The organism is Paenibacillus sp. DCT19 (assembly GCF_003268635.1).
In the GTDB taxonomy this organism is placed as follows: domain Bacteria; phylum Bacillota; class Bacilli; order Paenibacillales; family Paenibacillaceae; genus Paenibacillus.
In genome coordinates, this window is record NZ_CP029639.1 from 3947815 (window position 1) to 3974196 (window position 26382).

General features: G+C 44.2%; 23 protein-coding genes. 5 read left to right on the forward strand and 18 right to left on the reverse strand.

Features of this window, described 5'->3' with window-relative positions:
• Positions 1-131: 131 nt before the first annotated feature.
• A complete protein-coding gene (locus DMB88_RS17865) occupies positions 132-1166 on the forward strand; it encodes a LacI family DNA-binding transcriptional regulator (protein WP_128102445.1) in 1035 nt (344 codons plus the stop codon).
• Between the two features lie 479 nt (positions 1167-1645).
• On the opposite strand, the gene DMB88_RS17870 is transcribed toward DMB88_RS17865, so the two are convergent.
• Positions 1646-2239 (reverse strand): TetR/AcrR family transcriptional regulator, encoded by a 594-nt coding sequence (locus DMB88_RS17870; protein WP_128102446.1) that lies wholly within the window; start codon positions 2237-2239, stop codon positions 1646-1648.
• A 231-nt stretch (positions 2240-2470) separates the two neighbouring features.
• Here DMB88_RS17870 and DMB88_RS17875 point away from each other — a divergent pair, with 231 nt between their 5' ends.
• Entirely contained in the window at positions 2471-3700 is a 1230-nt protein-coding gene (locus tag DMB88_RS17875; RefSeq protein ID WP_128102447.1) for an MFS transporter, read from the forward strand.
• Between the two features lie 35 nt (positions 3701-3735).
• Here DMB88_RS17875 and DMB88_RS30275 read toward each other — a convergent pair whose 3' ends face one another.
• The 11 genes from DMB88_RS30275 to DMB88_RS17920 all read right to left on the reverse strand — a co-directional run bounded on the left by DMB88_RS30275 (position 3736) and on the right by DMB88_RS17920 (position 15385).
• Complete coding sequence (locus DMB88_RS30275) at positions 3736-3891, reverse strand: hypothetical protein (RefSeq protein WP_164848726.1); 156 nt, start codon at positions 3889-3891, stop codon at positions 3736-3738.
• A gap of 61 nt (positions 3892-3952) precedes the next feature.
• The gene (locus tag DMB88_RS17880) at positions 3953-4426 is read right to left on the reverse strand and encodes an SRPBCC family protein (RefSeq protein ID WP_128102448.1); all 474 of its coding nucleotides are present in this window, start codon (positions 4424-4426) and stop codon (positions 3953-3955) included.
• 199 nt (positions 4427-4625) lie between these two features.
• Complete coding sequence (locus DMB88_RS32120; protein WP_368028376.1) at positions 4626-5183, reverse strand: HD-GYP domain-containing protein; 558 nt, start codon at positions 5181-5183, stop codon at positions 4626-4628.
• On the reverse strand, positions 5123-5713 hold the full coding sequence (locus tag DMB88_RS32125) for a hypothetical protein (RefSeq protein WP_368028202.1): 591 nt from the start codon (positions 5711-5713) through the stop codon (positions 5123-5125). The genes DMB88_RS32120 and DMB88_RS32125 overlap by 61 nt, the downstream gene beginning before the upstream one ends.
• 291 nt (positions 5714-6004) lie before the next feature.
• Positions 6005-7840, reverse strand: a complete 1836-nt coding sequence (locus DMB88_RS17890; protein ID WP_128102449.1) for a UbiD family decarboxylase — start codon at positions 7838-7840, stop codon at positions 6005-6007.
• Positions 7841-8157: 317 nt separating this feature from the next.
• Positions 8158-10110, reverse strand: a complete 1953-nt coding sequence (locus DMB88_RS17895) for an S-layer homology domain-containing protein (RefSeq protein WP_128102450.1) — start codon at positions 10108-10110, stop codon at positions 8158-8160.
• 50 nt (positions 10111-10160) lie between these two features.
• Positions 10161-11543: an Ig-like domain-containing protein gene (locus DMB88_RS17900; RefSeq protein ID WP_164848727.1), complete on the reverse strand. Its 1383-nt coding sequence runs from the start codon at positions 11541-11543 to the stop codon at positions 10161-10163.
• 213 nt (positions 11544-11756) lie between these two features.
• A complete protein-coding gene (locus DMB88_RS17905; RefSeq protein WP_128102452.1) occupies positions 11757-13049 on the reverse strand; it encodes an amidohydrolase in 1293 nt (430 codons plus the stop codon).
• A gap of 169 nt (positions 13050-13218) precedes the next feature.
• Positions 13219-13512, reverse strand: a complete 294-nt coding sequence (locus tag DMB88_RS17910; RefSeq protein WP_128102453.1) for a hypothetical protein — start codon at positions 13510-13512, stop codon at positions 13219-13221.
• Between the two features lie 78 nt (positions 13513-13590).
• Positions 13591-14688 (reverse strand): saccharopine dehydrogenase family protein, encoded by a 1098-nt coding sequence (locus DMB88_RS17915; RefSeq protein WP_128102454.1) that lies wholly within the window; start codon positions 14686-14688, stop codon positions 13591-13593.
• Positions 14672-15385 (reverse strand): class I SAM-dependent methyltransferase, encoded by a 714-nt coding sequence (locus DMB88_RS17920; RefSeq protein WP_128102455.1) that lies wholly within the window; start codon positions 15383-15385, stop codon positions 14672-14674. The genes DMB88_RS17915 and DMB88_RS17920 overlap by 17 nt, the downstream gene beginning before the upstream one ends.
• A gap of 278 nt (positions 15386-15663) precedes the next feature.
• Between DMB88_RS17920 and DMB88_RS17925 the strand changes: the two genes are divergently transcribed.
• Entirely contained in the window at positions 15664-16785 is a 1122-nt protein-coding gene (locus DMB88_RS17925) for a helix-turn-helix transcriptional regulator (RefSeq protein WP_128102456.1), read from the forward strand.
• 73 nt (positions 16786-16858) lie between these two features.
• Here the strand turns inward: DMB88_RS17925 and yidC are convergent, their stop codons facing one another.
• The 3 genes from yidC to DMB88_RS17940 all read right to left on the reverse strand — a co-directional run bounded on the left by yidC (position 16859) and on the right by DMB88_RS17940 (position 19754).
• The gene (yidC, locus tag DMB88_RS17930; RefSeq protein WP_128102457.1) at positions 16859-17752 is read right to left on the reverse strand and encodes a membrane protein insertase YidC; all 894 of its coding nucleotides are present in this window, start codon (positions 17750-17752) and stop codon (positions 16859-16861) included.
• Positions 17689-18039 (reverse strand): hypothetical protein, encoded by a 351-nt coding sequence (locus DMB88_RS17935; protein WP_128102458.1) that lies wholly within the window; start codon positions 18037-18039, stop codon positions 17689-17691. The genes yidC and DMB88_RS17935 overlap by 64 nt, the downstream gene beginning before the upstream one ends.
• A gap of 92 nt (positions 18040-18131) precedes the next feature.
• Positions 18132-19754: a DUF4153 domain-containing protein gene (locus DMB88_RS17940; protein ID WP_164848728.1), complete on the reverse strand. Its 1623-nt coding sequence runs from the start codon at positions 19752-19754 to the stop codon at positions 18132-18134.
• 111 nt (positions 19755-19865) lie between these two features.
• Between DMB88_RS17940 and DMB88_RS17945 the strand changes: the two genes are divergently transcribed.
• A complete protein-coding gene (locus tag DMB88_RS17945; RefSeq protein ID WP_128102460.1) occupies positions 19866-21680 on the forward strand; it encodes an ABC transporter substrate-binding protein in 1815 nt (604 codons plus the stop codon).
• A 301-nt stretch (positions 21681-21981) separates the two neighbouring features.
• Positions 21982-22566 (forward strand): P-loop nucleotide/nucleoside kinase family protein, encoded by a 585-nt coding sequence (locus DMB88_RS17950; protein WP_128102461.1) that lies wholly within the window; start codon positions 21982-21984, stop codon positions 22564-22566.
• Between the two features lie 141 nt (positions 22567-22707).
• Here DMB88_RS17950 and DMB88_RS17955 read toward each other — a convergent pair whose 3' ends face one another.
• The 3 genes from DMB88_RS17955 to DMB88_RS17965 form a co-directional block, all read right to left on the reverse strand.
• The gene (locus DMB88_RS17955; RefSeq protein WP_128102462.1) at positions 22708-23673 is read right to left on the reverse strand and encodes a sugar phosphate isomerase/epimerase family protein; all 966 of its coding nucleotides are present in this window, start codon (positions 23671-23673) and stop codon (positions 22708-22710) included.
• A gap of 91 nt (positions 23674-23764) precedes the next feature.
• Entirely contained in the window at positions 23765-25450 is a 1686-nt protein-coding gene (locus tag DMB88_RS17960; RefSeq protein ID WP_128104496.1) for a hypothetical protein, read from the reverse strand.
• Positions 25451-25476: 26 nt separating this feature from the next.
• On the reverse strand, positions 25477-26349 hold the full coding sequence (locus tag DMB88_RS17965; RefSeq protein ID WP_128102463.1) for a carbohydrate ABC transporter permease: 873 nt from the start codon (positions 26347-26349) through the stop codon (positions 25477-25479).
• Positions 26350-26382: the final 33 nt, after the last annotated feature.

Genomic DNA, 26382 nt, shown 5'->3' on the forward strand with positions numbered 1-26382 from the left:
TGTCTATTTTATGATTTTTATGTATTACAACATATGTTCAAGTGATATAATCATAAAGCAGGGAAAAATATAATGTATGTTGATCATATATCAGGAATCGTTTCCGGTAATTAAAGTGAGGTTATATCATCATGGGTAAAGATCAAAAAGTTACGATCAAGGATGTCGCTGAACATGCAGGGGTAGGCATCGCTACGGTATCCAGAGCTATTAACAATTCCGAAGGTATCAGTAGCAAGACGAGAGATCGGATCATGCAAGCCATTGAAGAATTAGGATTTGTTCCGAATACGTCTGCACAGAGCCTGAAGATTCGACAGACGAATCAGATCGCACTGGTTGTACCTGATATTCGCAACGCGATCATTCCTGAAATATCCTGGTCGGTTGAACAGACAGCGAAACAGCATGGCTACCATGTCGTTCAGATTAATACCGCAGGCAATGCACGTACAGAGCTTGAAACGATTCGTACAATCAAAAAGTTACATGTCGATGGTCTTATTTTCATGCCACTCGCCTATCCCAAAACCTTGCCTAATCTCATTGATAAGGCTCCACTGCCTATTTCTCTGATTAATTACGGCAAAAAGCTCGAACCAGGTATGAAAGCAGATATCGTCTCACTGTCCAAACCTGAAGGAAAACTCGTGATGGAGCATCTGATCAAGATTGGTCGGACACGAATTGCATATGCCGGAGCACCCAAAGATATTATCGAGGAACGTTATCGAGCTTACGAACAGGCACTTGGGCAAGTCGATATCTCACTCGTATACTTCGGAGAAGATTTTTCATTGAACACAGGAGCCAATGCGGCAGACTATTTCTATGGATTAACTCATATGCCAGATGCGGTGTATGCCATTAATGACATGGTTGCCATTGGGCTTGTTAATCGGTTCAAAGAGCTAGGAGTACGTGTACCAGAGGATGTTGCTGTTGTAGGTATAGATAATAACCAATGGACTACGGTGACGTCACCGCAGATTAGTTCTGTTTCTATTATGGGTGAGGAGGTTGCTAGACTAGCAACTGAATTGTTGTTAAAACGAATTCGAGATCGCCATACCGAGGAATATGAACATATTCAATTTGAACCACGTCTAATTGTGCGAGAATCCAGTCTTGCCATGATTCGTTCGACTGAGTCCCCCACAAGATAACCACAGAACAAAGAGTCGGAATATGCTTCCGACTCTCACACGAACAGGAATATTAATTTAACGAGCAGGCTTGTCAGGATTACGGCTACCGTCACTTGGATCAGTGCACGTAATTTGTATACAAACTGATCTACTTCAAATTGGTCAGTAGTAGATAATGAAACAACTATTGCATAGAAAGCAAGTATGAAAAATGTCGTTAATATAAATGATAGTAAGCCTATTTAGCCTGTAGCAAGTGCTAGAACCCAGATCAAATAATACGCAACAAGAAAACTTCGTTGCCAGACCACCTGCATCTTATCACTCCCTCTGGTATGTAATTGCTCTCTTGAATCGTTTGACAAGTAAACCGAGTGTCTATAGATGTATTTACGTTTATTTATACATATGGTTTCATATTATTCCATTTTTGGGTGTGGTTTTGATTAAATTCTGCATACACATCGGAACATTCCTTCCCCTAACCCTTTTCAGAGTCAGACCTCGTTATTCTTCAGACATAATAACGTAGCCTCAATACTTTGCTCGACAAATGAACGCTCGGGTGCCGATTTCATCATGACGGTCAAACCAATCATCGACACAACGAGTGACTGTGCAATGGAAGTTGCATGTAGATGACTGGAGATCTCCCCGGAATACTGACCGCGCTCGATCAATTCCTGGAAAAGGACAGCCAGATACATCTGGTGCTCACGTGTCAGAACTGCAAACTTCGGATCATGAGGCGCGAGTTCAACCATCGTATTAATGCAAAAGCAACCATGCCGAGGATCCGTAACATCTCCCTCAGCCCCAATATGCTCAAAAAGTTTCCGAAACGCCTTAATAACACTCTCTTCTTGTTGGAGCATCGCTCGAACTTTGGCTGCGTGCATGGTCGTATACCTGCGTAATGCCGTTTCAAACAATTCCTTCTTATCTCCAAACGCTGCATACAAGCTCGGACGCTGAATCCCCATGCCTGTTGTAAGGTCACGAAGTGACGCAGCCTCGTATCCTTTATCCCAAAAAATATGCATTGCAGCGTCGAGTGCTCGATCAAGATCAAATTCCCGCTGTCTTGCCATTTCAACACCTCTTTTTATATCGATAGGTACAAATAAAAATATATCTTGCGGTGTAATTGATGTCAAACTACGTTATTCAATTTTCTAAATCTAAAGTACATTTAAACCACAGTTAAATAATAAATCATTGACTTCCTTCTGAAATGTGGAGTATGTTTTACGTAATTATTATGTATCGATCGGTACATTATATTAAATACATACTCTACTCTCTCGAAAAGGAGTTCTTTTATGAATACCTCAGCTCAACCAATTCAGCTTGCATCACAAAAACAACAACCATCCGCTATCTCCCGAATGGTCGCTTTATTATTTGCATTATGCAGCGGACTTGCGGTCGCAAATATCTACTATGCTCAGCCTTTACTTGATTCCATGGCTCAAGAGTTTCACATCTCCACTTCTGCCATAGGCATCGTGGTCACTGTGACGCAAATCTGTTACGCCATAGGTTTATTGTTACTGGTGCCTTTAGGAGATCTTCTGAATCGACGAAAACTAATCATCATGCAAATGTCCCTATCTATCCTCGCTTTAGTTGTTGTTGGAACAGCTGGATCAAGCTCTGTTTTATTTATTGGCCTAGCCATCGTTGGTCTGCTGGCTGTCGTTACACAAACTCTCGTTGCCTCTGCTGCCTCCCTTGCCGCCCCTTCGGAGCGCGGTTACATTGTAGGTTTGGTTACGAGCGGAATTGTTATTGGTATTCTGTTAGCTAGAACGGTTGCCGGCGGTTTAAACGATTGGCTCGGGTGGCGATCGGTCTATCTCGTCTCTGCCAGTTTAACTTTACTGGGAGTGGTTGCTCTGAGCTTCATGATGCCCAAACACCAACCCGCTAAAACTTCACTTCGCTATGGCACGCTGCTGTTATCTGTGCTTCAATTGTATCGTGACATGCGTATCTTGCGTGTACGCGGAGTTCTTGCCATGCTTGTTTTTACAGCATTTAGTATATTGTGGACTTCCATGGTTTTGCCTCTAAGCGATTCACCGTTCAACCTCTCTCATACGGCGATCGGCGCATTCGGGGTTGCGGGTGTAGCCGGTGCACTTGCAGCTACGCGGGCTGGTCAGCTCGCCGACCGAGGTCTTGGACAAAAGACCACTGGAATCTCGCTACTTATTTTGCTTGCATCCTGGCTACCTATTAGCTATATCCATCAATCGTTATGGTATCTAATCCTAGGTGTTGTTCTATTAGATTTATCCGTGCAAGCCGTACATGTAACCAATCAAAGTCTGATCTACGCAGTACGCCCTGAAGCACAGAGCCGTTTAACTGCTGCATATATGATCTTTTATTCTGTTGGCAGTGCCGTGGGCTCCATTGCTTCTACTCAGATATACGCCTTAACGGGCTGGATTGGTGTATGCTGGTTAGGTGCAGGGGTGAGCGCCGCTGCTCTTGTATTCTGGCTGTGGGATCGTCTGGCAACACGACAAATTCCTCAAAGATAAGAGTTAACAAGCTTCATCTTGATCTTACTCGACGTCTAATGTTTACTTGAAATAACGAGAATTAGCGTTGCTAACGGACCAAGCAATAGGGAAAGCAGAAACCAGTTTAAACCACTTCTGTTTTTCCCTTGTGCAAGTCCGGCATTAATCAAGGCAAGTGTTCCCCAGCCGACAAAATATCCATTTTCCATTAGAAATCGCTCCTTAGTCGTTTTTATCTATTTCTATATTCATATTCACACGCTGGTCATTCTAAGCAGGTCTTTCATAGCCTGACTCTACAATGGTCTTCAACTTCTGATTTCGACTTTCTAAGAATGCCGTCATATATCGTTTCAAAACAATTCGTTCAGCTATCCAACCCAATACACCAAGAGGCGCTTCAAATGTAAGCGTATCGACCATAATTGTAGTCTGATGATCCAACTGGGTGAAGCTATGTTCATGACGCATGCTTTTGAAAGCCCCGTTCAGCATCTGGTCAACAAACCGATAGGGACGCTCATACTCAGCGATCTGAGAGGTCAGTCTTTGACGTACTCCAAAATGCGTTGCTTCGAAGGTTACCGTATCTCCATCCCCAATAAGACCTGCAGTTACCCCCGAAACCGCTTGTTCACGAGTATGTTCCCATACAGTCTGCGTATGTAAATCAATGTCACGAGCAGCATCGAAGCATCGTTCGATTGGCGCGTCAATGGTTATCTCTGTTACAACTTGAATCAAGTAAATCTCCCCTTTTGCATGTTCACAATCATAGCATGAATCCGGCTGAGCTTCTTTGATAGAATCATAGGGTTCTCGGCAAGTATACCGTTCATTGATTGGAAGAACAATGTAATACAATATAAATGATGCCAAAAAAGCCTCCCGTTATAACAGGAGACTCTTTCACTACTCATATAAAATTCCTAATTTGCTGAAACTAGCTATTAATAATTAAGTCGTCAATCGAGAGACTGCGCTCCTTGGACAGATCGCGGTACTGCTCTGATTCTACTTTAATTAATGGCTTGAAGATATCAGACGGATTATTCATAACAATAACCCCCTTCTCTCCATTGCTAAGTAACACTTGTTTACCAATGAAGTTAGGCAGCAGATGCTGCATTAACGCCTGAACTGGCTTCTCATTTAATTTACCAAAGCCCATGGAATAAATATCGCGCAGATTGTTGATCAAGTTTGGATTGCTACTTCCGAAATCCCCAGATCTCATACTAATGTAAACATCAGCCACCGAGACAATTTGGGTATATGGATGTATCTCGTCTTTCTTAATCTGCATTGGATATCCTGAGCCATCTTCACGTTCATGATGCTGGAGTGCAACAAGAGCCGTTGCCTCGTCTCTCATAGAGCTCTTAATAATATCATGTCCGTAGATGGTATGACGCTGATACTCTAGCTGCTCATCTGGTGTTAAAGGTTCCGTTTTATTTCGGATGCGATGAGATACTTTGCATTTTCCAATATCGTGCAGGTATCCCCGCGACTAATTTGATAACACTCCTTCGGAGAGTATCCCAACCAGGTAGCCATATAGAAGGACAATAGTCCAACTTGAATGGAATGCGTGTAGTTATTTACATCGTCCCGCTCCAGCATCATCAACAAGTGAACGACGTCCTTCTGCTCATCCAACCCCTCAACCATTGGCTGTAGCGCATCGTCTACCATCGTGGCATTAAATTTACCCACAGTGAGTGCCTCAAGAAAAGCAGATTGATAATTATGTACAGTTTGCACAAATTGCGATTTCATTTCTTCTTCGGGAGGTATGTCTCCATTCATTCTAGTCGAATGTACCGCAGCGGCTGCAAAAAATTCAGCTTCTGTAATTTCTTCCTCGCGTGGTTCGATATCCACATAGTCCACACGGTGCTGCATCAGTAAGGTTATATCCTCACTTTTTAGTACAGTCCCTTGACCCAAAACGTGTAATCCTGCATCGCTAAACGTGTCAGCAGTTAGACGATCCCCGTCTTGCAGGTTCATAATATGGATTCTCAACTCGGTATTCCCCTGAATGTTTCATTTATAGTCAACGGCTCCCACATAACATGGGTTCCAAAAATCCCTCTACTTCTTTATATCGAATTTTTCGACCATTTTATCCATAGTTCTTATGACCTTAATCACAACGGAAAACACGCATAACTAAGACTTTATTCTCATGCGCATTGCGATAAAAATGCTCATTCACAGCGAATTGACTTTATAAAGTTAAGCGCCTTCATTTATGTATGTGAAAGCAGCCCAAATGAAGACGTTGGACTGCTTCTCAAGTTTGAATCAAGTGGATTAAATTTTAATGGAATCCAGGCTTCCACCTTTGGCAAATAAACGTTCTATTCTCTTCTCTACTGCTGGATCGGCAATAAGTGGCGGAGCTTGATGTGGCTTCACACGTGCATCAATAATGATCTGGTCACAACCCCAATGCTTGTTCTCATAGCCGCTGTTAACCCCATACATATCATGGGATGGATTGCTGCGAGTAAATGTTGCCCATAAAAAATTACTGAGGTTCTCACTGATGAATGTGCTATCGTCACAGAGAATAATCATCGGAGTTGAAGTCATATCCCCTTTTTCCTTCAGCATTGCCGTAAATGCATTCATTTCCTGCGCAGTATCTTCATAACTTACGAACGGCGACGTTTGCATGGACACAATTCCCGGCATGACCAATTGAGGGTTTTCATAACCACGGATTGACTTCAATGACTCAGGCACTTCTTTGCACAACTCTCTGACAGGATCTCCATAAGCTGCAAAAACAACCTTGCTTCCGCTATTCAAACCTGTACCCGAGTAATCGAGTGTATCTATCGTTGTATTCGTATAGAAATGAATATCTCGTTTCAGATTTAATCGCTCTAAGATATAAGTCAGGAATTCAACCTCTCGATGTGTACTCAGTGGTTGTTGATCCTCGGCTGTAATAAATAGATACTTCGCTAAACTAAGCTGTCCTGTACCCAAAATGCGGTTAGCGATGGTTAGTAGCTCTGTTGGTTGCTTGACCACTTGGTACGGTGTATAACGTTCGCTTCCGATCGCAAACAAGAGCGGGTGCACACCCGCAGCATCAACGGCATGGACTTCTTTCACACCTGGAATCTCTTGCTTGATCGCATCACCTGTTATTTCGTGAATCAAGTCACCAAATGCCGTATCCTCCTGCGGTGGACGACCAACGACAGTAAATGGCCAAATGGCATTAGGTTTGGCATACACCTTGTGCACTCTCATTAACGGGAACTCATGTGTAAGACTGTAGTATCCGAGATGGTCACCGAAGGGTCCTTCCGGTTTCGTTTCCCCAGGATAAATATCTCCTGTAATAACAAAATCAGCATCGTTACTGATGCAATAACCATCCTTATAACTATACCGGAAACGACGTCCGGCAAGCAGTCCGGCAAAGGTCATCTCACTGAGTCCTTCCGGTAGCGGCATTACAGCAGACAAGGTATGAGCAGGCGGTCCACCGATGAAAATACTAACTTTTAACGGCTCACCCTTTTTGACTGCTTTCGCCTGATGCACTCCAATTCCCCGATGAATCTGGTAATGCAAACCGATCTCCTTGTTCATTTCATAGTCATTACCACTAAGCTGTACGCGGTACATCCCTAAGTTGGAGTTCATAATGCCTGGTTTGTCCGGATCTTCCGAATACACTTGAGGCAGTGTTACGAATGCGCCTCCATCCATCGGCCAGTGCTTAATCAAGGGCAAATCCGAAATTTGAATTTCCTGAGCAGACACCGGCAAGCTAATCGATTTTTGCTTAGGCAAAGCCTGCCAGGCAGCAAGACCTGTCCCTACATGGGCAAAAGGTCTTTTCAGTGCTTTCATCGGATCTCCCCGCACCTCCATGACACGTTGTACACCTTCAAGCGTTTCACGGAATAGAAATTTACTTCGTTCCATATTGCCGAACAGGTTGGAAAGTGCCCGGAATTTAGAACCTTTTACCCGTTCAAATAACAACGCAGGTCCTTGAGCTTCAAACACTTTCATATGAATCGCTGCCATCTCTAGATCCGGATCAACCTCTTCTTTTACACGAATCAGATGTCCATGCTGTTCCAGATCGTTAATACAATCTTCCATATTGCGATATTTCATCGGACGGCTCCATTCTTCAATAGATTATCAAATAAGATTATATAAGTATTGTTATGTTCAACTATTCACATACATTAGGGCTAGATATTATGGGGAATGATTCTATCTATCTCTTTCCATACAAATAACTCAGCAGAGTTGTGAATATCATTCGCCTACTCTATATTATCAGATGTCCTGCTGCTTCGACAAACGCAATATGATTGGGTACTGTAAAGCTGTAACCCTTTAATACGTCGGAACAAAAAAAGCCTCGCCCCTATCGGGACGAGCACTCTTTTGGGATTCCATCAAGTATATTGAATATATCCTCTTACTTAGATAAGTCCTGCCTTGCTCAAGAGACGTTTGACAATAGCTACGGTTTGAGAACGACTAATGGATGAATTCGCCATTAATTTGCCGTCACTGCCCTCTACCAAGCCTTGTTTAATAGCTGATGCCACCGGATCTGCAGCCCATGTCTGTACGTTATTTCCATCGGAATAGGAATTCAACAGAGCAGCCGTCTCAGATGAAGAAGCTTGCTCCAGTTCCACTAGATTCATGGCACGGGATATAATCGTTAACGCTTCTGCACGTGTAATCACACCACTTGGACGGAAGCTATCATCTGAATAACCGTTCACTAGACCATAGGAAACCGCCGTCTTCACTTCATCCGCATACCAACTACTGTCTGAAACATCCGAGAATGCAATTGATTCCGTTCCTTTTGGAGTATGTAGTCCAAGACTACGCAGAAGAACTGCCGTGAACTCTGCACGTGTAATGCTGCGATCTGGCGCAAAAGTGCCTTCGCTTGTCCCTTGGATAATCATACGGGAAGCAAGATCCTCCACATCGTTACGACTCCAATGTGATACGATATCATCGAACGTTGCCTGATGATAAACTAATGCGTATGTGCTATTGGTCAGACTGTTAATAACAGCCGAGTAGTGACCGTCTGTATTCCTTACTTTGGTAGGTACATGTAGCACACTTCCGTCAGATAGAAGCACCACACCTGTCGTGATTTTGGTAGGGTCAATATCATCTGGTAGTGTAATCGTACGTTCAACATACGTGTCGAACTGATTTACTTGAAATTGCTTCTCACCTACAGTTGCTCTAACTTCAAAATCGATAGGTGAACCAACGATACTAGTGTTACTTTGTTTGGCTGCAGCAGCTTCCACAGTGGCTTTGGTTGTATCAGAGCTCTTGGAAACCGTCAGCTGAATTACGATATTCTCTAGCGAAGAACCCGCTCCCAGCTCAGACGCAAGTCGATCAATTTGCAGCTGGTTAGCCGGAAGTGTGTACGTACCAAAATCCGTTTGGAGAATAAGCTCAGCATCTTTTCCATCCATCGCTTTCACCAGTTTACCATTCAGTTCACCAACTACTTTGTCCGCACCTGTGCCGGTAATTGGGAGCATGACCGATCTTAGGCCACTGCCGATTTGAGTAATAACCTTCTCATTATCCACCTTCACGGTAGTCGTCACCTGATTGCCAATGGTCGATGTGGAAGCCGTTGCTGACTGCTCCTGTTTCTGTCCATTGACATAAATATCTACGCCTTTGGTTACTGCTGGAGTTGCAGAAGGTGTTGTAGCCGCCGGCGAAGTTGTACTTGTAGAAGGTGTTCCACCTGTAGAGGATGTAGGTGGAGTAGACGGGTTCGTGCCCGAATTCCCACCACCAGAGGAACTTCCACCTGTAATCGTAATTGCTCCGCCAGACCATTCAGCAGGTTGTTGATAGATTGAGTTACTGAAGTTCCAATGTTCGGAGTCATTTTGAATGGTGAGCTGTTTGACACCTGAAGTGGCATTACTCTTCGCCTTAAACTCAATATCAAATAGTTGCTGTTCAGATGAAATGTTGTGATCTCCAGCCGTAAAATCTGCCCAGATAATACGAACCCAACCGGATTCATTATCGAAATGATACTGGAAGCAGCCTTCTGTATTTTCCGCACAGCCAGGGTATTCCGTCTTCCCATATTTCGGGGTGATGCGAACAATTTCCAAAGCGGTTGAATCATAGTCAACCTGCATATTGTAGCTGGTTACCTCATTACGTTCTGGTTTTTTCAAAGTTACAGGCACATGAACGGATTGTCCTGCTTGTACACTGACACTATCAATTTGAATCTTGAACGTCTCTGATGGTGCTGCTCCCGCGATACTCGGCAATGCGAGTGAGGATAGGAGCGATAAAGCGATCAAACTAGACATTGTTCTTTTGAATCTAACACGCTTTTTTTTCGGTTGACCCATATGATAACCTCCGTAATGATTTTATGAATTGAAAGAAATGTATAGTCTGTTTAGCTTGGTGCCCACGTTCTAAACGTCCATGGTTCCTTGCCTGATCCCATCCCGATCGTCGGACCGTCAACAAGTTGACCATCTCCGTTGTCAAAGGATAGAAAGTCTCCAGGAATTTCTACTGAATATTTTGTGTAAGGAGACAAGTTCTTTAGGGTAATAATCAACTTATTCCCAGATATCTCATACTCTTCGGAAGAGTTATAGCTTGCTACTACATCACCTGTTGTTGCATCTTTAATTTCGAATCCAATTTGAGATTGATCACTATATATCATCTTGTCAAACGTGACCTCTATGTTTCCAACGACACTCACACCTTCCGCCCCATCTCCAGGCGATAAACTTTGCACTTTGACGCTTGACACAGGCTTACTTACCGTAGTAGATGCTGTTACGGTCACAGGCTTTCCGACTACACCATAATTCGACCTAGGCGTAATTTTTAACGAAAGTTGTCTGCCTTCATCTTCTGGTCCAATCAGATACGCTCTCGATGTAGCTTCCGCAATCGCATGCTCTACTCCCTGATCATCCGTCCAATACCATTGAAACGCTGTACCATACTCCTCAGCATCACTATTTTCTAAATCCCAATATTCATAGTTTCCAGTTAATGTGCTTCCAACTTTCAGATCACCTGAAAGTTGAGCATGAAGTGCATATGGTCCATCTTCAATCTGCTGGAATGTAAGGATATAATGGTTATCTTTTGCACCAAGCTCCTGCTTCGTGTAACCTTGCATCAATGCATGTGCATCATCTATTTTTACTTTTCCATCTCGGTTAACATCCATCCGATTCAACTCGACATGGTTATAAGAACGTCTGTACATCTCATTACGAATGTGAGAGAGAATTTGAGTTGCATCGGTTGAGTTAACCTTGCCATCATCATTGGCATCGCCTTTTTTACTGATATACAGCTTAATTTGATCCGTTACTGTTTCTTCTGAATCAATATAATTTGCACTTAGTAAAATCGTGATTACACCGTCCTGTAGGGGCTCCACAATTAAATTACCAGAGGATTCAAACACTCTTGCTACATGTGAGTCTTCGGTAGAAACGCTTATGTTGCTAAACAAATCATCTGGAAAATGACTAGACAGATCAATAGAAATAACTTCATCATTGATAACATTGATGGGAATCTTGTTCATGATATAGTCCGTATTATTCAAAGCTTTAGATGATGTATTAAGCCAGCTAATATCATCGTTTAGAACCGGTTGAGAAATAATGATTCCGTTTCCACCAGCATCGGCAGTAGCCTGAGGAAGTGATCCACCCATCGGTAAAGCTACACTCAATCCGAGCACAGTTAGCATGCTCTTTCTCATCAACGGAGCAAGTTGTTTTTTGTCTGTTTTCCCCTTCACGTTCATGTTCCTCCTTGATTAACCTTCAAATTTGAACAACTATATGCTCAGTATAGTGAGCAATTCTGGACCAATTCTGAACATCAAATTTCTTCATTTTCCAAGTAATAACGACAAAAAGCGCCACGAACATTAAGTTCGTGACGCATAATTTATAATTCAAATGCTATAAAAGGTTTTTATTTCCAATAATTTATTTTTCCAGTAGATCTTTTAGATGCCTTCAACAATCCGTTTAGCGCGTGTACGAGTTTCGTGAAATAGTAATTCTTCATCAATCGTAAGCAGCTCTCTGCCCTTCATCAAGACTTTACCGTTCACCATGGTTGTATCTACATCTGCACCGTTCACACTGTAGGCTACTAGAGACTCTAGATTATGCACAGGCTGAAGATGTGGTTTCGACAGATCAATTAGAATGATATCCGCTTTGCGTCCTACTTCCAATACGCCCACCTGCTCTTGAAGATTTAACAATCCTGCACTCCCACGGGTAGCCATCTGCAGTACCTTTCGTGCTGGTAAACGCGTAGGATCACCATAATCCAGTTTTTGCAGCCAGGTTGCTGCCTTGATCTCCTCGAACATGTCGACCGTTGTTGCACTTCCTGCCCCATCCGTGCCAAGTCCAACTTGAATCCCTTGCGCCATCATCTCGGTAATAGGGGCAATGCCACAGCCGAGCTTCAGATTACTTACCGGGTTATGAGATACCCCTCCGCGCATTCCTTTTAAACGTTCAACATCTTGCCGATCCAGATGAACAGCATGAGCTAGCAGCACATGAGCCTGTTCGAACATCCCTAGATTCTCAAGATATTCTGTCGGTGTCACCCCGTATCGTTCCTGAATCTTGATCACTTCTTCTCTTGTCTCAGCAAGATGAATGTGGATAGGGACATTTTCCTTCTCCGCCATGGCGATCACATCCCGCAGCGGTTCCGGTGCACAGGTATAAGGGGAGTGCGGTCCGTACATCGTTGTAATTCGCCCCTCTGCCATACCCGACCAACGCTGTACAAGATCAATGGCTTCCTGCAACCTGCACCCACCATCATCTTCCATAAAGACCATGCCACGAGTTAACGAAGCTCGAATCCCGGTTAACGTCACAGCCTCTGCTATTTCATTCATGTGTACATACATATCAGCATACGTCGTCGTGCCTGATCTTATCATCTCTGCATGGGACAATTGTGCCCCCCAGTAAATATCTTCTGGCGTCATATTAGCCTCTGCAGGCAGCATTTTGCGATCTAACCAGTCCATAAGCTTCAGATCATCCGAGAAACCTCGCAATAAACTCATTGGGGAATGTTGATGCGCATTAATTAGGCCAGGCATAGCGAGCATGCCTTTCCCATGAATCACTTCATCTCCCGGTTGACTCTCAATGTGAGTCGCAATCTCCACGATCCGGTCTCCTTCAACACGAATATCCCCCTTAAAGGGGGCATCGTTATCGTTCATCGTCATAATCATCGCTTGCTGAATTAATATACTCATTCTATTCACAGCTCCTCTTGGTTTGGTTTCTTTCTTCCAAACTGAGGATAAGCCTTAACGTAACGTGAAGGTCAAGCGTGAAATGGAGTACGAGAAGCCATAGACGAGTCCTCGCTTTGCTGTCTTATGTGAAACTGTCTTGTGTGAAAGTATGTCGATAGACACTTGCTTATGTTAATCGCTGAGAAGTCATTGTTCGAAATTTCTGAATGAAGGGCTTGGGATCAATTTTGACCATATATGGATAAACCCCGGTGCTTGTATGCAGATAAAAGAAACCACCCTCATTCCCCATTCTGCGAAAGGACATGTCGAACACTTCTGTTATTCTAAACTCTCTATACTGAGTTACAATCTTGTCCGCGTATAGGATCATCGAGCGGTCACTGGATACGATTTCCTGTGCGAGACCCGTCAATTCTCTCTGTATTTTGTAATAAGGCAATACAGCAATCGTGCTCATGATCTCCCTCCGTCCCCGCATCATCATGAAGTTATGATAACAGAAGTCGAAGGGGTTGAGCAAAATCAGCCTCTATGCTTAATTAATCTTCGTTGTAATCTGGAGGGGGGTATGAAGTACTCGCTGGATATCATGAATAGAGAACGACTGCTCCATATGAAAGACGCCGCTTGGAAGCTCTTCTCGATACATCTTTTCCGCCGTAGCTGCTGCAACCGCTGCCGTCACATCCGCTTCGCGCTGTCCAACAATAAACTGCTCGATTACAATAGGTTCTCCTTTCTTCCATCCTTTTGCGTCTACCTTAACAGCATACATCTCTTCACCGCCTGGAATCAGACCAAATGCCTTAACCGTAGCATTACGAATCCATGAAATACGTAACAAGCGAAATATCCCTACACGCTTCGCAACCGACATCGCTCTTGTAATCCAACGAGAGTCCAGACACAGCCGGGTAGAAACCGTTGGAATCTGTAATGTACGTGCTACGACATGCTGATCGGAGAAGTTGAATCGATACGCTTTTCTGCGTCCAAGTTGCTCTCCAAAATCAATCCATCTGCCATCATCAAAGCTGGCTACCTCCGCATACTTTCCCTTCTGGGTAACCTGATATGTTGTATTCATCTGATCTACCGTCCACTCCACCGCGGCTTTTCCATGTTTTTCTCCAAGGCCTAACATCACCGTAATATCGACTTCCTCCGTCTCATCCATACCATCTACAGCTTCACGAACGAGTAGGTTGGTCACTCCTGGAGATAACCCAACACTTAACATCGCCGTCGCTTGTGTAGTTTGCATATGTTCATGTAATCGCTCCACCTGTGCCAAGAAATCGTATTTCGCTGTAATATCGATATAATCTGTTCCGGCCTCAGCACACGCTTCGACAAAACGAGTATCCATCTGATCCACACACATCACTACAAGCTTAACCGTAGATAACATCACTGGATCAATATGCTTTCTTACATCAAGCTGGAGCGGGAGCACACTTCCATTCGTAGATTGGCTGAATTCCTCAGCACGATTCAACCTCGGACCCACAGCCCACACTTTTCCAGGAAACGTTTTCCCTAACTGAATACATATCATCTGACCAACCTGTCCATACCCACCTACTACCCAGATTTGATCCTTAACCGTTTCAACCTTAGATGCCTCTTGCATAATAACCCTCCACCCAGAAAGACCCAAAATAGCGTGTAATATCGGCAAACCCGCATTCCTTCAGCAACTGAACCATCACCTCAGATGATATAGGATCAGACTCTCGCCCCAAGGAATCAGCGAATCGCTCCCACTCGTCCACTGTTATTCCAACGTGAAGCATATGCTCTCGCCAAGCTTTCATTATCGTTGTATAGGCTGGTGAATGCAGGTCAGCATTAACGGCAGCAATAAGGAGTGGTGATTCAGGCTTGAGTTTAGCTGCAAGACTATGCAGCAACCGCTTTTTCGCTTCCAAGCCCTGAACAAAATGAAGCATTAACATACAGGTCGCGCCATCATACACCTCCTCTTCCGACATCGCTTCAACCGATGTCATACGAAGCTCTACTCTAGTTTCCAAATTCAATTCAGCGACCCGCTTTGCAGCAAGTTGAAGCATCGGTTCTGATAGATCTACACCTGTAAAAGACCATTCAGCATGACGACTTCCAAGCAATGTCACCTCTTTCCCTCCGCCAGCCCCAACAACAAGCAATCTAGCGTTTGGTTGATTGATTAGCGATGAAGCAAGTAACCGTTCCATTAGATCATGCATGTGTGCATAGCCTGGAATTTTCATCGCTATCGATTGTTCGTAACGGTTCTCGTCCGCTGTATCCCAGCTCATTCGTTGTGGATCATCTTTTTCTCTCATATGTGCTTCCACTCCTTGTTGTAAATTTATAAATTAACAAACGAAGAACATCACTGCATTCGCCACAGCCTACTGACAATGCGTGTTTAGGAGAAACGCATGCTTTTGAAGTAGCCTCTCATCTGAGGAGCCTTAGGTTCGCTTCATCACATTGTGAGTCTGTCGTCTTCGTTCCCGTGTTAAATATGGCGTTAACTGATATACTTTTATTATAGAAGCGTGATCCACGCACTCCTATCCCAGAACATTGGGATTCTTAGGGGAAAGGAGCAACAAGAATGAACATACATACTGGACGCGCAGAGCAATCCATCACCTATCTTGAAAAAGAATCCTGGACCTCTCGCACTTACCGCGAGGCTGCTCTCCAACATATTAAAACTCGGATCCCTTATGATGCATACTGCTTCACAACGGTTGATCCTTATACCCTTCTCTCAACAGGTGCCGTGACGGAAGATGGTATCGAGGCCATACATGATCGTCTTTTCTTGAATGAATATACAGAGGAAGACCTCCATAAATATGCGGACATGATTCGTTTAGGTAAGCATACTGCCAGTCTTCGCGCTGCTTTAGATGAAACAACGGAACGAAGCGCACGCTACGAAACGATTCTGAAACCGGCGGGATTCAGTGATGAGCTACGTGCTGTTTTAATTTGTGATGGTGCTTGCTGGGGATACCTAACCTTATATCGTAGGACGGAAACTGCTCCATTTACGGAAGAAGAACGAGTACTTTTGCAAGAATGGACAGCCTCTCTTGCACGAATGCTTCGTAAGACTCAGCAGAGCCTTATGGATGAGATCCTAAGCGGGAGCCCTCAAGAACCGGGGATTATGGTAGTATCAGATGCATTTCAATTGTTGTCACTTAATGATGCTGCCGAACATTGGCTTACACAATTACGTGTATTGGAGCAATTAGAGGATGATGTGATCCCCCGTCCAGTCCGCGCTGTCAGTTCTCATTTACTAAGTCGACTGCTTCGTCAATCTAGTCCCAATCCGAATTCTGAACCTAGTGCAGTCTACACCTCGCAGTCCAAGGTCTGTATCCAACTGTTGGATGGTCGGTATCTTGTACTCCATGCTAGTCGTATGCACACACTAGACGGCTCTGGACAGATTGCTATTCGGTTGGAACAAGCGATGCCGCAGGATTTACTCCCCCTACTCGCGGACAGTCACGGATTATCTCATCGCGAACGAGAGCTGCTCGGCTATGTTCTTCGCAGTTATTCCTCCAAAGAAATTGCTGCAGCGATGGTCATCTCGGCGTATACCGTACAGGATCATCTAAAATCTATCTTTGCGAAAACAGGGGTCTATTCACGACGTGAGCTAATCTGGTTTTTCGTTTCCCGTTTTCATCTGAGCGATGATCAAATAAATTAAAATAAGAAGAAGCCTACTCCGCTCTTGGAATAGGCTTCTTTCTAGTCACGCATTGGGCTTCATGCCCCATCATTTATGATTTTGCTGGTTTCGCGGGTTTAACGGTTTTGGTCGCTTTCCCCTTTTTGTTATGAACGTTCTTCACCGAAGCAACGGGTGCCTCCTGCGGATGTTCAACTGGATACAGCTTGCGGAACAATAACGTTTGTAATACCAAGAACGAACCACCGACCGTCCAATACAGCGGCATTGCAGCAGGTGCTGATAAGGAGAAGAACGCCATCATCACCGGCGAGAGGTAACCCATAATAGCGAACTGCTTACGCTGTTCAGGTGCCATATTGGCTTGAGATACCTTCGCTTGAATGAGATAAATGACCGCCACAACAACTGCAAGTACATAGTCTGGTGCACCAAGCTTAAACCACAAGAAGGAATGTGACGACAGTTCCGGCGTGAGCCGAATTGCCGTGTATATCCCTGACAGAATCGGCAACTGGATCAGAAGTGGCAGACAGCCAATATTCAGTGGATTGAACTTATGCTTCTTGTATAACTCCATCGTCTCCTGAGATAACTTCTGACGATCCGCCGCATCATTCTTGCCCTCATACTTCTTCTTAATCGCATCAAGCTCTGGCTTCATGGCGTTCATGATAACACGTGTGCCTTGTTGAGACTTCGCTTGACGCATCATCAGAGGCAATAAGGCTAATCGAATGATTAGTGTAATCGCGATAATGGCAACTCCGTAGCTCCCATTAAAGACCGTTGCGATGTGTTGAATCAGGTAAGACAGCGGGAACACGATATAGTGATTAAAAAATCCCGGTGTCGATGAATTAATCTCCGATACATTGTTGCTACATCCGGCCAATAACATGACTGCGAACAAAATCGCAATCAGCCCATACGTCCGTCCCTTGCCCGATGTAAAAGTGAATCCCTTGTTTGATTGTTGATCCATATATATCCTCCTCGTTGATTTGTACGACGTTCAATCAACGAGGACATACAATCTGGTTCATCTTCATCTGGCGCTTCTCTTCGTCTGACCATGCGACTTAGATCTTCTGTTCTGTATTGACTATGCAGAGAAAGTGCTGGAAGAATGGGATCTAGTCCGCCACCAGCTCGATCTTCGATCCAATACTCGGTCATGCCACAGTGTAAATGTGCAATATATGCATAACTTACTGTGAAAATAAGCCCGATGGAGAAAATGTAAGGTAAAAACTCATGTAATTCAAACAAGGGATTCACCCCCTTTATAAGTTTATTTTTATATTATAACACTTACATATTGAATTTGCATGTACTGGATCGGAAATAACTATTGCCTTATTTTACTGCTTCCGAAGCTCTGCTAATTCACGTGAAGCGATGGTTATTGATACGTTAAAAGAAGACCACGAGCGGTCGTTCCCTTCTAATAAATACTGTGATTGGTTCAACAGCAGCAGCTCGTGAAGTTCCGGATAACTCTCATCGGCAAACTGCTTCAATTGTGGCACCGCATCTGCCGATAGATTAGCCAAATAATCTGCATCGATCTGACCTGATTGGTGATAACGCTCGATGTTACGTTCTGCAATCTGGTTATCCATCCCGACATAGTTCATCATCACGTACGCTGTGAGTCCCAGTATGATATAACAACGGATTAACGGGATGGTTGTGTACCGAATGCGTAAGCCCGCGATCAACAACAGTAGTGCGAGGAAGATCATAAACGCATGCACAAGGAATCGGATATACGTATACCCATACGCCTCTTCATAGAGACTAAGACGCATGAAGGCCGAATATAGCATGACAGCAGAACACAGTATCAGCAATGTGAGCAATATCTGATGCACGATCGTGCTTATTTTGCCGCCTGTACGTGTAAATTGCAGTGCAATAATGAGAATGAAGAAGTTAATACCTGTCACCAGAACCAGCTCAACAAATCCACTTCTGGCATACTCCGCATAAGATAAGTCGGAAGGAAGATTACCTACACCTGCTCCGAAGAGGTAAGAGAATTGAACAAAGACAAATAAGAGATACACACAGTTAATGACAAGTAGTATGGTTCCAATAATGATTGGATCTAGTCGCAACGGTTCAACGATATGAGGTTTTGAAAGATTCGAATGTGGTGTTGTTTCTTCATTGGATGTATTCACTATCACAGAATCTGTAGTCTCTCCAACCTTTTCATCACGCTGCGCGAGCGGAAGTGCTACAGACTGATTTTTCCAATGAGCGTTCTCCCGCCTCTCCGACTCATACACCATCGGCTGTACAAACCCCCATACGTAACTGAAAAAGAACACACTTGCAATAATGATCCAGATAATCCTCGGTAGACCAGGTGCTAACGTTAACTGATTCAGCCATGTTGGAATTCCGGATAAGTATTGATTAAAGATTCCATCGGCAGAGGTTAGCAACCCCACTACCACGATCAGGATGGGCAGCGATACGATTAGACCAATGAATACTTTGGTAACCACAACTTTCTGCTTGCTAGCCAGCTTGCGTCCACCTTTTTTCATCAGAGTTCTTCCGATGGTCGGCCAATGTCGTATAGACTGAGGCAGCAGATGATCCACAGCTAAGCCTATCAAACTAATCTTCCACCATTTTGTCTGCTTCCGGCCAATCAGATAAGCCATATGTAAGATGATTAATCCCGGCACAGCCAGGAAATTGAGCGCATGAAACAGTTCGTTATCGAATAACGCAAATGTCAGGGATAACAGCAGCACTACACTGGCGATGAACAGATCTATCCAACCGAATACTCTTACACGATCCCTCGCAAATACATAAATATAGCCATAGAAAAGCACAACGAACAGTGGATAGGATACGCCTACCCCTTTGTCAAAGAATAGATACTGATGCACAACAGCCAGCAAGAGCGCAGAACATAGCGTAATTAACGCACGATTGGGTGAATCCAATATTTTCTTAATCATGGGAATAACCTCCATTAAACTTTCTACATTTCATTCTAGATGATAAAATAAGAAGATAAATAGAAATATGGAATCGGAAAAGTTCTTATTTTAAGGAGGGAATGAATTACGTTGAAGTTACATCAGCAATATCTGCTCTTACATAAACAATTTGGACACCTGTCTGAACATGAAGTCACCCTCGCAGAACTCGGAGAATTGCTTGATTGCACACACCGAAACACATTAACCATTGTCAAAAAAATGATTGGACTCCACTGGATCAATTGGGTGTCTCAGCGTGGACGTGGGCGAAGATCCACACTAACCTTGCTCGTCCCGGCTGAGAAAATTGCGGCAGAATACATGATGCAAGCAATGAACCGTCGTGAACTCCAGCAAGCGGCAGAGCACATTGGTGCATTCTCCAGCTCTGTCACAATGCAGCATCATCTAAATCAATGGTTACTAGGTTATTCCGGACATCATACCGAAGAAGGAATCCATAACGAAAGAATCGACACCTTGCGACTGCCCATTAGACAGCAAATCCACGCTCTTGACCCTATGTATATTAATCTGTTAGCTGAATCTTTCATTACTAGCCATGTATTTGATGGATTGGTTCAACGCAATGAAATGGGAGAGATTCAACCTTGTTTAGCGCACACTTGGGATGTAAGCGAGGATCGTACAACTTGGATTTTTTATTTGCGTAAAGGCGTGAGCTTCCATGACGGTCAATATCTCACTGCTGAGGATGTGGTCTATACATTCGAGAGATTACAGTCTACGAAGCGGAGGAATTTATACAAGGATGTGAGCAAACACATCTTGTCGATTGAGGCATGGGACTCGTTAACAGTATGTTTCCGGCTTATCAAACCACATGAGATGTTTATCGATTTTCTCACAACCAGTCGGGCATCCATTGTATCCCCACGTCTACATCCTATGTCCGATCAAGCTGATCAGGCGGAATTAAGGGAACCTTATCCTCCATTGAAACCTGTGGGAACCGGCCCCTTCAAGGTTAGTGTGTGGGACGAGCATTTATGCAGACTGGACGCACATCCGGCTTATTTTCAAGGTAGAGCTCAATTAGATCGTGTTGAGATTCTGCAGATTCCATGGAGCGCACCTGTGGATTGGAGTGATCATACGGCTATGGAATCACCCTTCTTCCATCTTGTCCATAACCCGCTAACCTCTACAGGAGCAGACTGGAGCCAGATTAGCGCTGGTGTGACGGTGCGGAAATTAATTACCTGTAATACGCAAAAAGTCGAACCGCTCAGCGATCCGACGATAAGAGCTCACGTGCAAGCATGTGTTGCAAGCGAGAGTAATTCATATTTCAAAGAAGGCACTGTCGCAACCTCTTCGCATGAGTTAAAGAACGGATTAACCAATCGAGAGCATACTAATGACTCACAAGATAGAGTTGAGCCCATCAAGCCAAAAACGCTCCAGATCGCAACCATTGCTCAGTATCGTGAAGATGCGGCTCGCTTAGCGAATGCTCTGGAGCGTCACGGATATACCTGTACGATTCGCACCGGAACGATGGAACAATTCAAAGGGGATTTGCGGCTCCAATCCGATCTCATTCTGTTCTCTCTGATCCGGGATCGAGATGTGGAGTTGCGCAGATATGACCTCTACATCACTTTATCCGAACATCTGGATGAACGAAGCAAGGAAACGGTGCGGAATATGCTGTCCCACGTGATTTCTTCCAGACAGCCATCAGATCGAACGTTAGGCTTAGATCAGATCGAACAGTTCTTACAGGAGCAGTCTCTCCTCATGCATTTAACCGAAAAACCGATAGAAACAGCCTATCTACCATCCGTTCGCGGTGTATCCTTCAATAGCCAAGGCTGGGTGGATCTCCGTCACATTTGGTTTCCTACAAGTTTAGATGAAGTTACAGTAAAGTCATAACGGCGTTAACGGTTTAGCCACTCTATTTGACGGAACACAGAGCATCTATAGCAAATTGGTTTCAGCCTTGCGAATCAGCAATTTTCTCTGTATTCCAAAAATATCACGATAATGGTTACTATAATTATGTGATCAGATTCATCTCAGATGCCAGGGATCCTTTTGACCCCATCTTTTATGTTAAAATAATCAATGTGTCTGTGGTCGTGATTTTGCATCAGCAGCAACACAGAGACACGATTAACAACTAATCGCTAACTACTAATTACATATGTTATGGATTACAAGGAGGCTAACGTCCGTGAGCAAACTCATTTTCTTCCTAGGTGGAGCTGGGAGTGGCAAGACAACACTTGCCAAAACGCTGTCTCGTAAATATAAAGCCGCTTTCTTCGATATGGATATTCTGCTTCGTCCTGCCGCTGAAGCTATCATGACACTGCAAGGGCTCGACCCTTCCGATCGTGACTCACCTGAGTACAAGCGGCTCTGCCGGGATCTCGGGTACCGCATCACGATGGATGCTGTGCTGGATAATGTGCAATTGGGTATCGACAGCGTTGTAGTGGGTCCCTTCACGAAGGAAACCGATACACCTGATTGGATCGAACAGGAACTTGCCAAGATCGGCCGTTCTCTTCAGGATACCGATGTACGTGTAGCTTATATATATTTGAAGGATGAAGCATTATATCGCGAGCGAATTATCGCAAGGCAGTCTCCGTTAGATGATTGGAAACTCGCCAACTGGGATGCCTTTGTAGCCTCCCTCGCGCGGAAACAAGTGGCATGGCCACTTCCCGCTAAATCCGTGACGTACATTGATAACTCGGCCGATGACCCAGGGATTGCTTTTGCAAAACTCGAAGAACAGATATATGAGTAAAGCCCTGATATCAAAATAAACTACACAATATCTCAGTTCATTGTTTATTCCAATTTTCAACGAATTGCAAAAGGCTATGGGTTCTCGAGCATTCCAGCTCGAATTCACCCATAGCCTGCTTGCATAATATACCCAAAAGCCTTACCCTAGCTTGCGCTCCGCTTGGCGCTGTGCAATCCGATTCGTAATTAACTCATGACTTGCGTTAATCTCTTCCGGTGTGCAAGCGGACTTGAGCTCATATACTTTTACCGGTGAATGTTCAATGATATCCAGAAATGAATCAAAGAATGTCATATCGTTACTATGTACATATGGACACCAGTGATCCGACAAACCAACCGTTTCATGGATATGCACACCAACGACGTTATGGATCAATGCGTTAGCTTCACGCACATTATCGTACAGTCCCATACGATCCATCATCATACCATGACCAATATCGTACCAGAGTCCAAGCGGTGCACCCTTCATATTGTTGATTAAGGTAGCTGCTTCCTGTAAAGTCGGCATCTGATAACAGCGTGATCGTGTCTCAATTCCAAAATTCACTCCATATCCACGTTGCTCAGAAATTTCACATACCTCTTCCAGACTTTCTTGTATTCGTTTCAAATAATGAGCACTACCCGCTTCCCGCTTGTCCAACATGTCTCGCCATAAAGCTTGGTACGCCGGAGAGTCTTTCCCCTGTTCATGATAGATTTTTTTGAGCTCTTCATCCACGTTATATGCAAAAGGAACTTCCCCTGGATGAACCACGACAGCCTGTGCGCCATAACGGTGTGCATACTCAGCTGAACGGAGCAATAATTCAATGGCTCGCTTCCGGCGAGGTTCATCATCGAAGCCGAGGAGTACAGAATCCGTGCCATAATCGGGATCAGCCACATGAGGAAACGTATTGTGTACACTGGAGATACCAATCTCTCCCCGCTCAATCATAGGTTCAATCGTCCGCAGCATATCATTCGTAACATTATAGTTTAACTCGACTTGTCTGAAGCCTATCGACTTGATCTCCTCAATCATGCTTGAGCCTGTCTCATGACGCTTAATATTCCAGCACGTCGAGAAGGAGTATTCCCGTTTGTCAGTATACATGTGTTGCCCTCCAATCGATGTGATTTAACCATTCGTACATATTCAACTACATAACGTTCAGCTGAACAGTGATCACCGTTGCAATAGTTAGCTATTGAAACTTCAAATCAAATTTCATTTTATTGGAAGTAACTCCTGGTACATAACGATAGATGATTTCGGCATAATCTGGATAGATAAGTACCGATGGAGCAGGCGCTTCAGCCGTCACTGCACACAATAAACTTGGCAAGCTCCATTGGTGATCTTGAATGTTGTCTTTTCCTATGAATGAACCTCTGATCTCAAAATAAATATCAATCTCATCCGCTGTCTCTAAACTAACCTCAATCATTAAGGAATTTTCCGTCAGATCAGCTTCAAATGTGATTCCCCGGAGATGTGTATTCCAGCTCTCCCCGACCTCACGGCGCGTTAACCGTAGATCATATCGATGACCCTGATCCGATTGCCAATGGATCGTAGCAGGAAACATCTGTCCATTGGTGTTGCGACTACCCGACATCGCACCAATCATTCGCTTCTCACCAATCCACGCTTTTGCAGTGCACAGATTACGATTCGATGTAGGTTCATTGCGTTCACATAATTCAATAAATTGCTTCTGCACAAGTCGGTTTCCTTGATGTTCCTTCAAAAAAGGAATCACCTCTATCGGTGCATCTACTCCTACTAATGCAATTAAAGGTCCATGCTCCACTTCACAGTTAACATCAGCCAAGTGCATATACTCTTCTCCTAATAGGAGATATATGAACATGCCCACCGAGCTGTGTGCTGTCATCTCCATATCATAAGCCCGGGCGAACGGACCGGACAGATTTTCCAAATTAGCGTTGTAGAACAGAGCGATATTATTCCATAGCCCAACTTCGACAATACGACCAATTTCAACAAACCGCGCAGCACTTCCATACCTTCTCCACATCCGAAGTACTGTGAGATCGACGCCATAATAGGTGGTGGAATTGAACTCAGCGAAGCTCTCATAGACCATGAATTCATTCAACATACGTTCAGCCTGCTGATCCGAATGGGCAATCCAATCTGCATCATTGAATCGATGTCCGTAGAAATGCGTGATAAAGATATGCATCAGTTCAATATTCGTATTCATCGGAATGACATCCGATTCACGGCGATCCATTGAAGCGGCAACAGCCAGTTTCATTGCATACTCCATTTGCTCTATTAGCTGCTGGGGTAACCTGTGAGAGAATTCAGAAAGAATGACAGCAAAAGCACAGGCAATAAATTCACGCCAATTGGGATCATAACTTTTCCATACAGGAGGCAAAACCTGATCCATCGCGGATTGGAACAATCTCTTCACATGTTTTCGCTCTGCGGATTTGTTCAGTATGGATTCATCGCTCCACAGTTCATCCATAAACTCAGCTGACACTTTTTCAAAAGTACGCTCCAAAAAATAGGCAGTCCCTGGCGCAAACTCTTTCCAGTTGTAGTTACCCCTCGGTGGATCTGTCACATCTGGGCGAGTTCGAAATGTCCCATGATATATTTCATCTGGAGCATCATATTGCAGAGCAAGCACACTTCGAATCACATGCTCTGCACGATGCACATCCCCATCGTGGTTCCGAAGAAGGAGCCCCAAGGCGTAATGGGCACTTCCCCGTGAGTCGAGCTCTCCAGCGTTCTCGTAACTTTGAATGAGTTTGGCATCATCAATATATAGACCACCCATGTAACTCATCGATTGATTCACAAGATGTTGCTGCGCTTTGGTCATATGCTCTAACACTTGCTCTGTCATCTTCAATGCGCATCCCCCTCAAGAATTTAGCCTTTTACAGCCCCTACCATAACTCCACTAATAAAGTACCGTTGCAGCCAAGGGTAGACGAGCAAAATCGGTAGTGTGGAGAAGATAACGCTGGCTGCTTTCAGACTTTCTGGAAGCACTTTAACGGAACCTATGCCTTCGTTCTGCATCAATTCAGTAATTTGGTTTTGCTGAATCATCTGATACATTTTTAATTGCAGTGGAAACAGGTCAGGTTTGGTAATATACATCAGCGCATCCTGGAATCCATTCCAGCGTCCTACGGCATAGAACAGACTTAGTGTTGCCATCACCGGCAAGGACAGAGGTAAAATGATGCGTAACAGCGTGCCAAAATGTGTACTTCCATCGATCTGGGCAGCCTCCTCCAGACTTTCCGGGATGCCTTTGAAGAACGTAATCAAGATAATCATATAAAATGGACTAATCAGACCCGGTAGAACCAGTCCCCATGTGCTATCCAGTAAGTGAAGGTTTTTAATCAGAATGTACTCTGGAATAATTCCGCCACTGAAAAACATGGTAACGACGATGACTAGCATGAACCACTTACGTCCTTTTAGACTGCTCTTAGCAAGCGGGTATGCTGCTGCAATCGTCATAACCATACTGAGCACCGTGGTCAATACCGTTAACCATATCGTGTATAGGAGAGAACGAATCATCGACGTATCGGCAAACACTTTCGTGTAAGCCTCAAAGGATAACTCTTTTGGGAAAAATGAAACCTCCCCCGAACCGATCGCCCGGTTCGAACTAAGTGAGATGGCAATAATGTGAATGAATGGCGCAAGACACAGTACCATCGCAATGATAATAAGAATAACGTTCACCGTGTTAAAAATCCGATTGGCTGTGTTCTCAGACATGCCTGCCACCCCTTACTCTTCAGCTATAAGAAA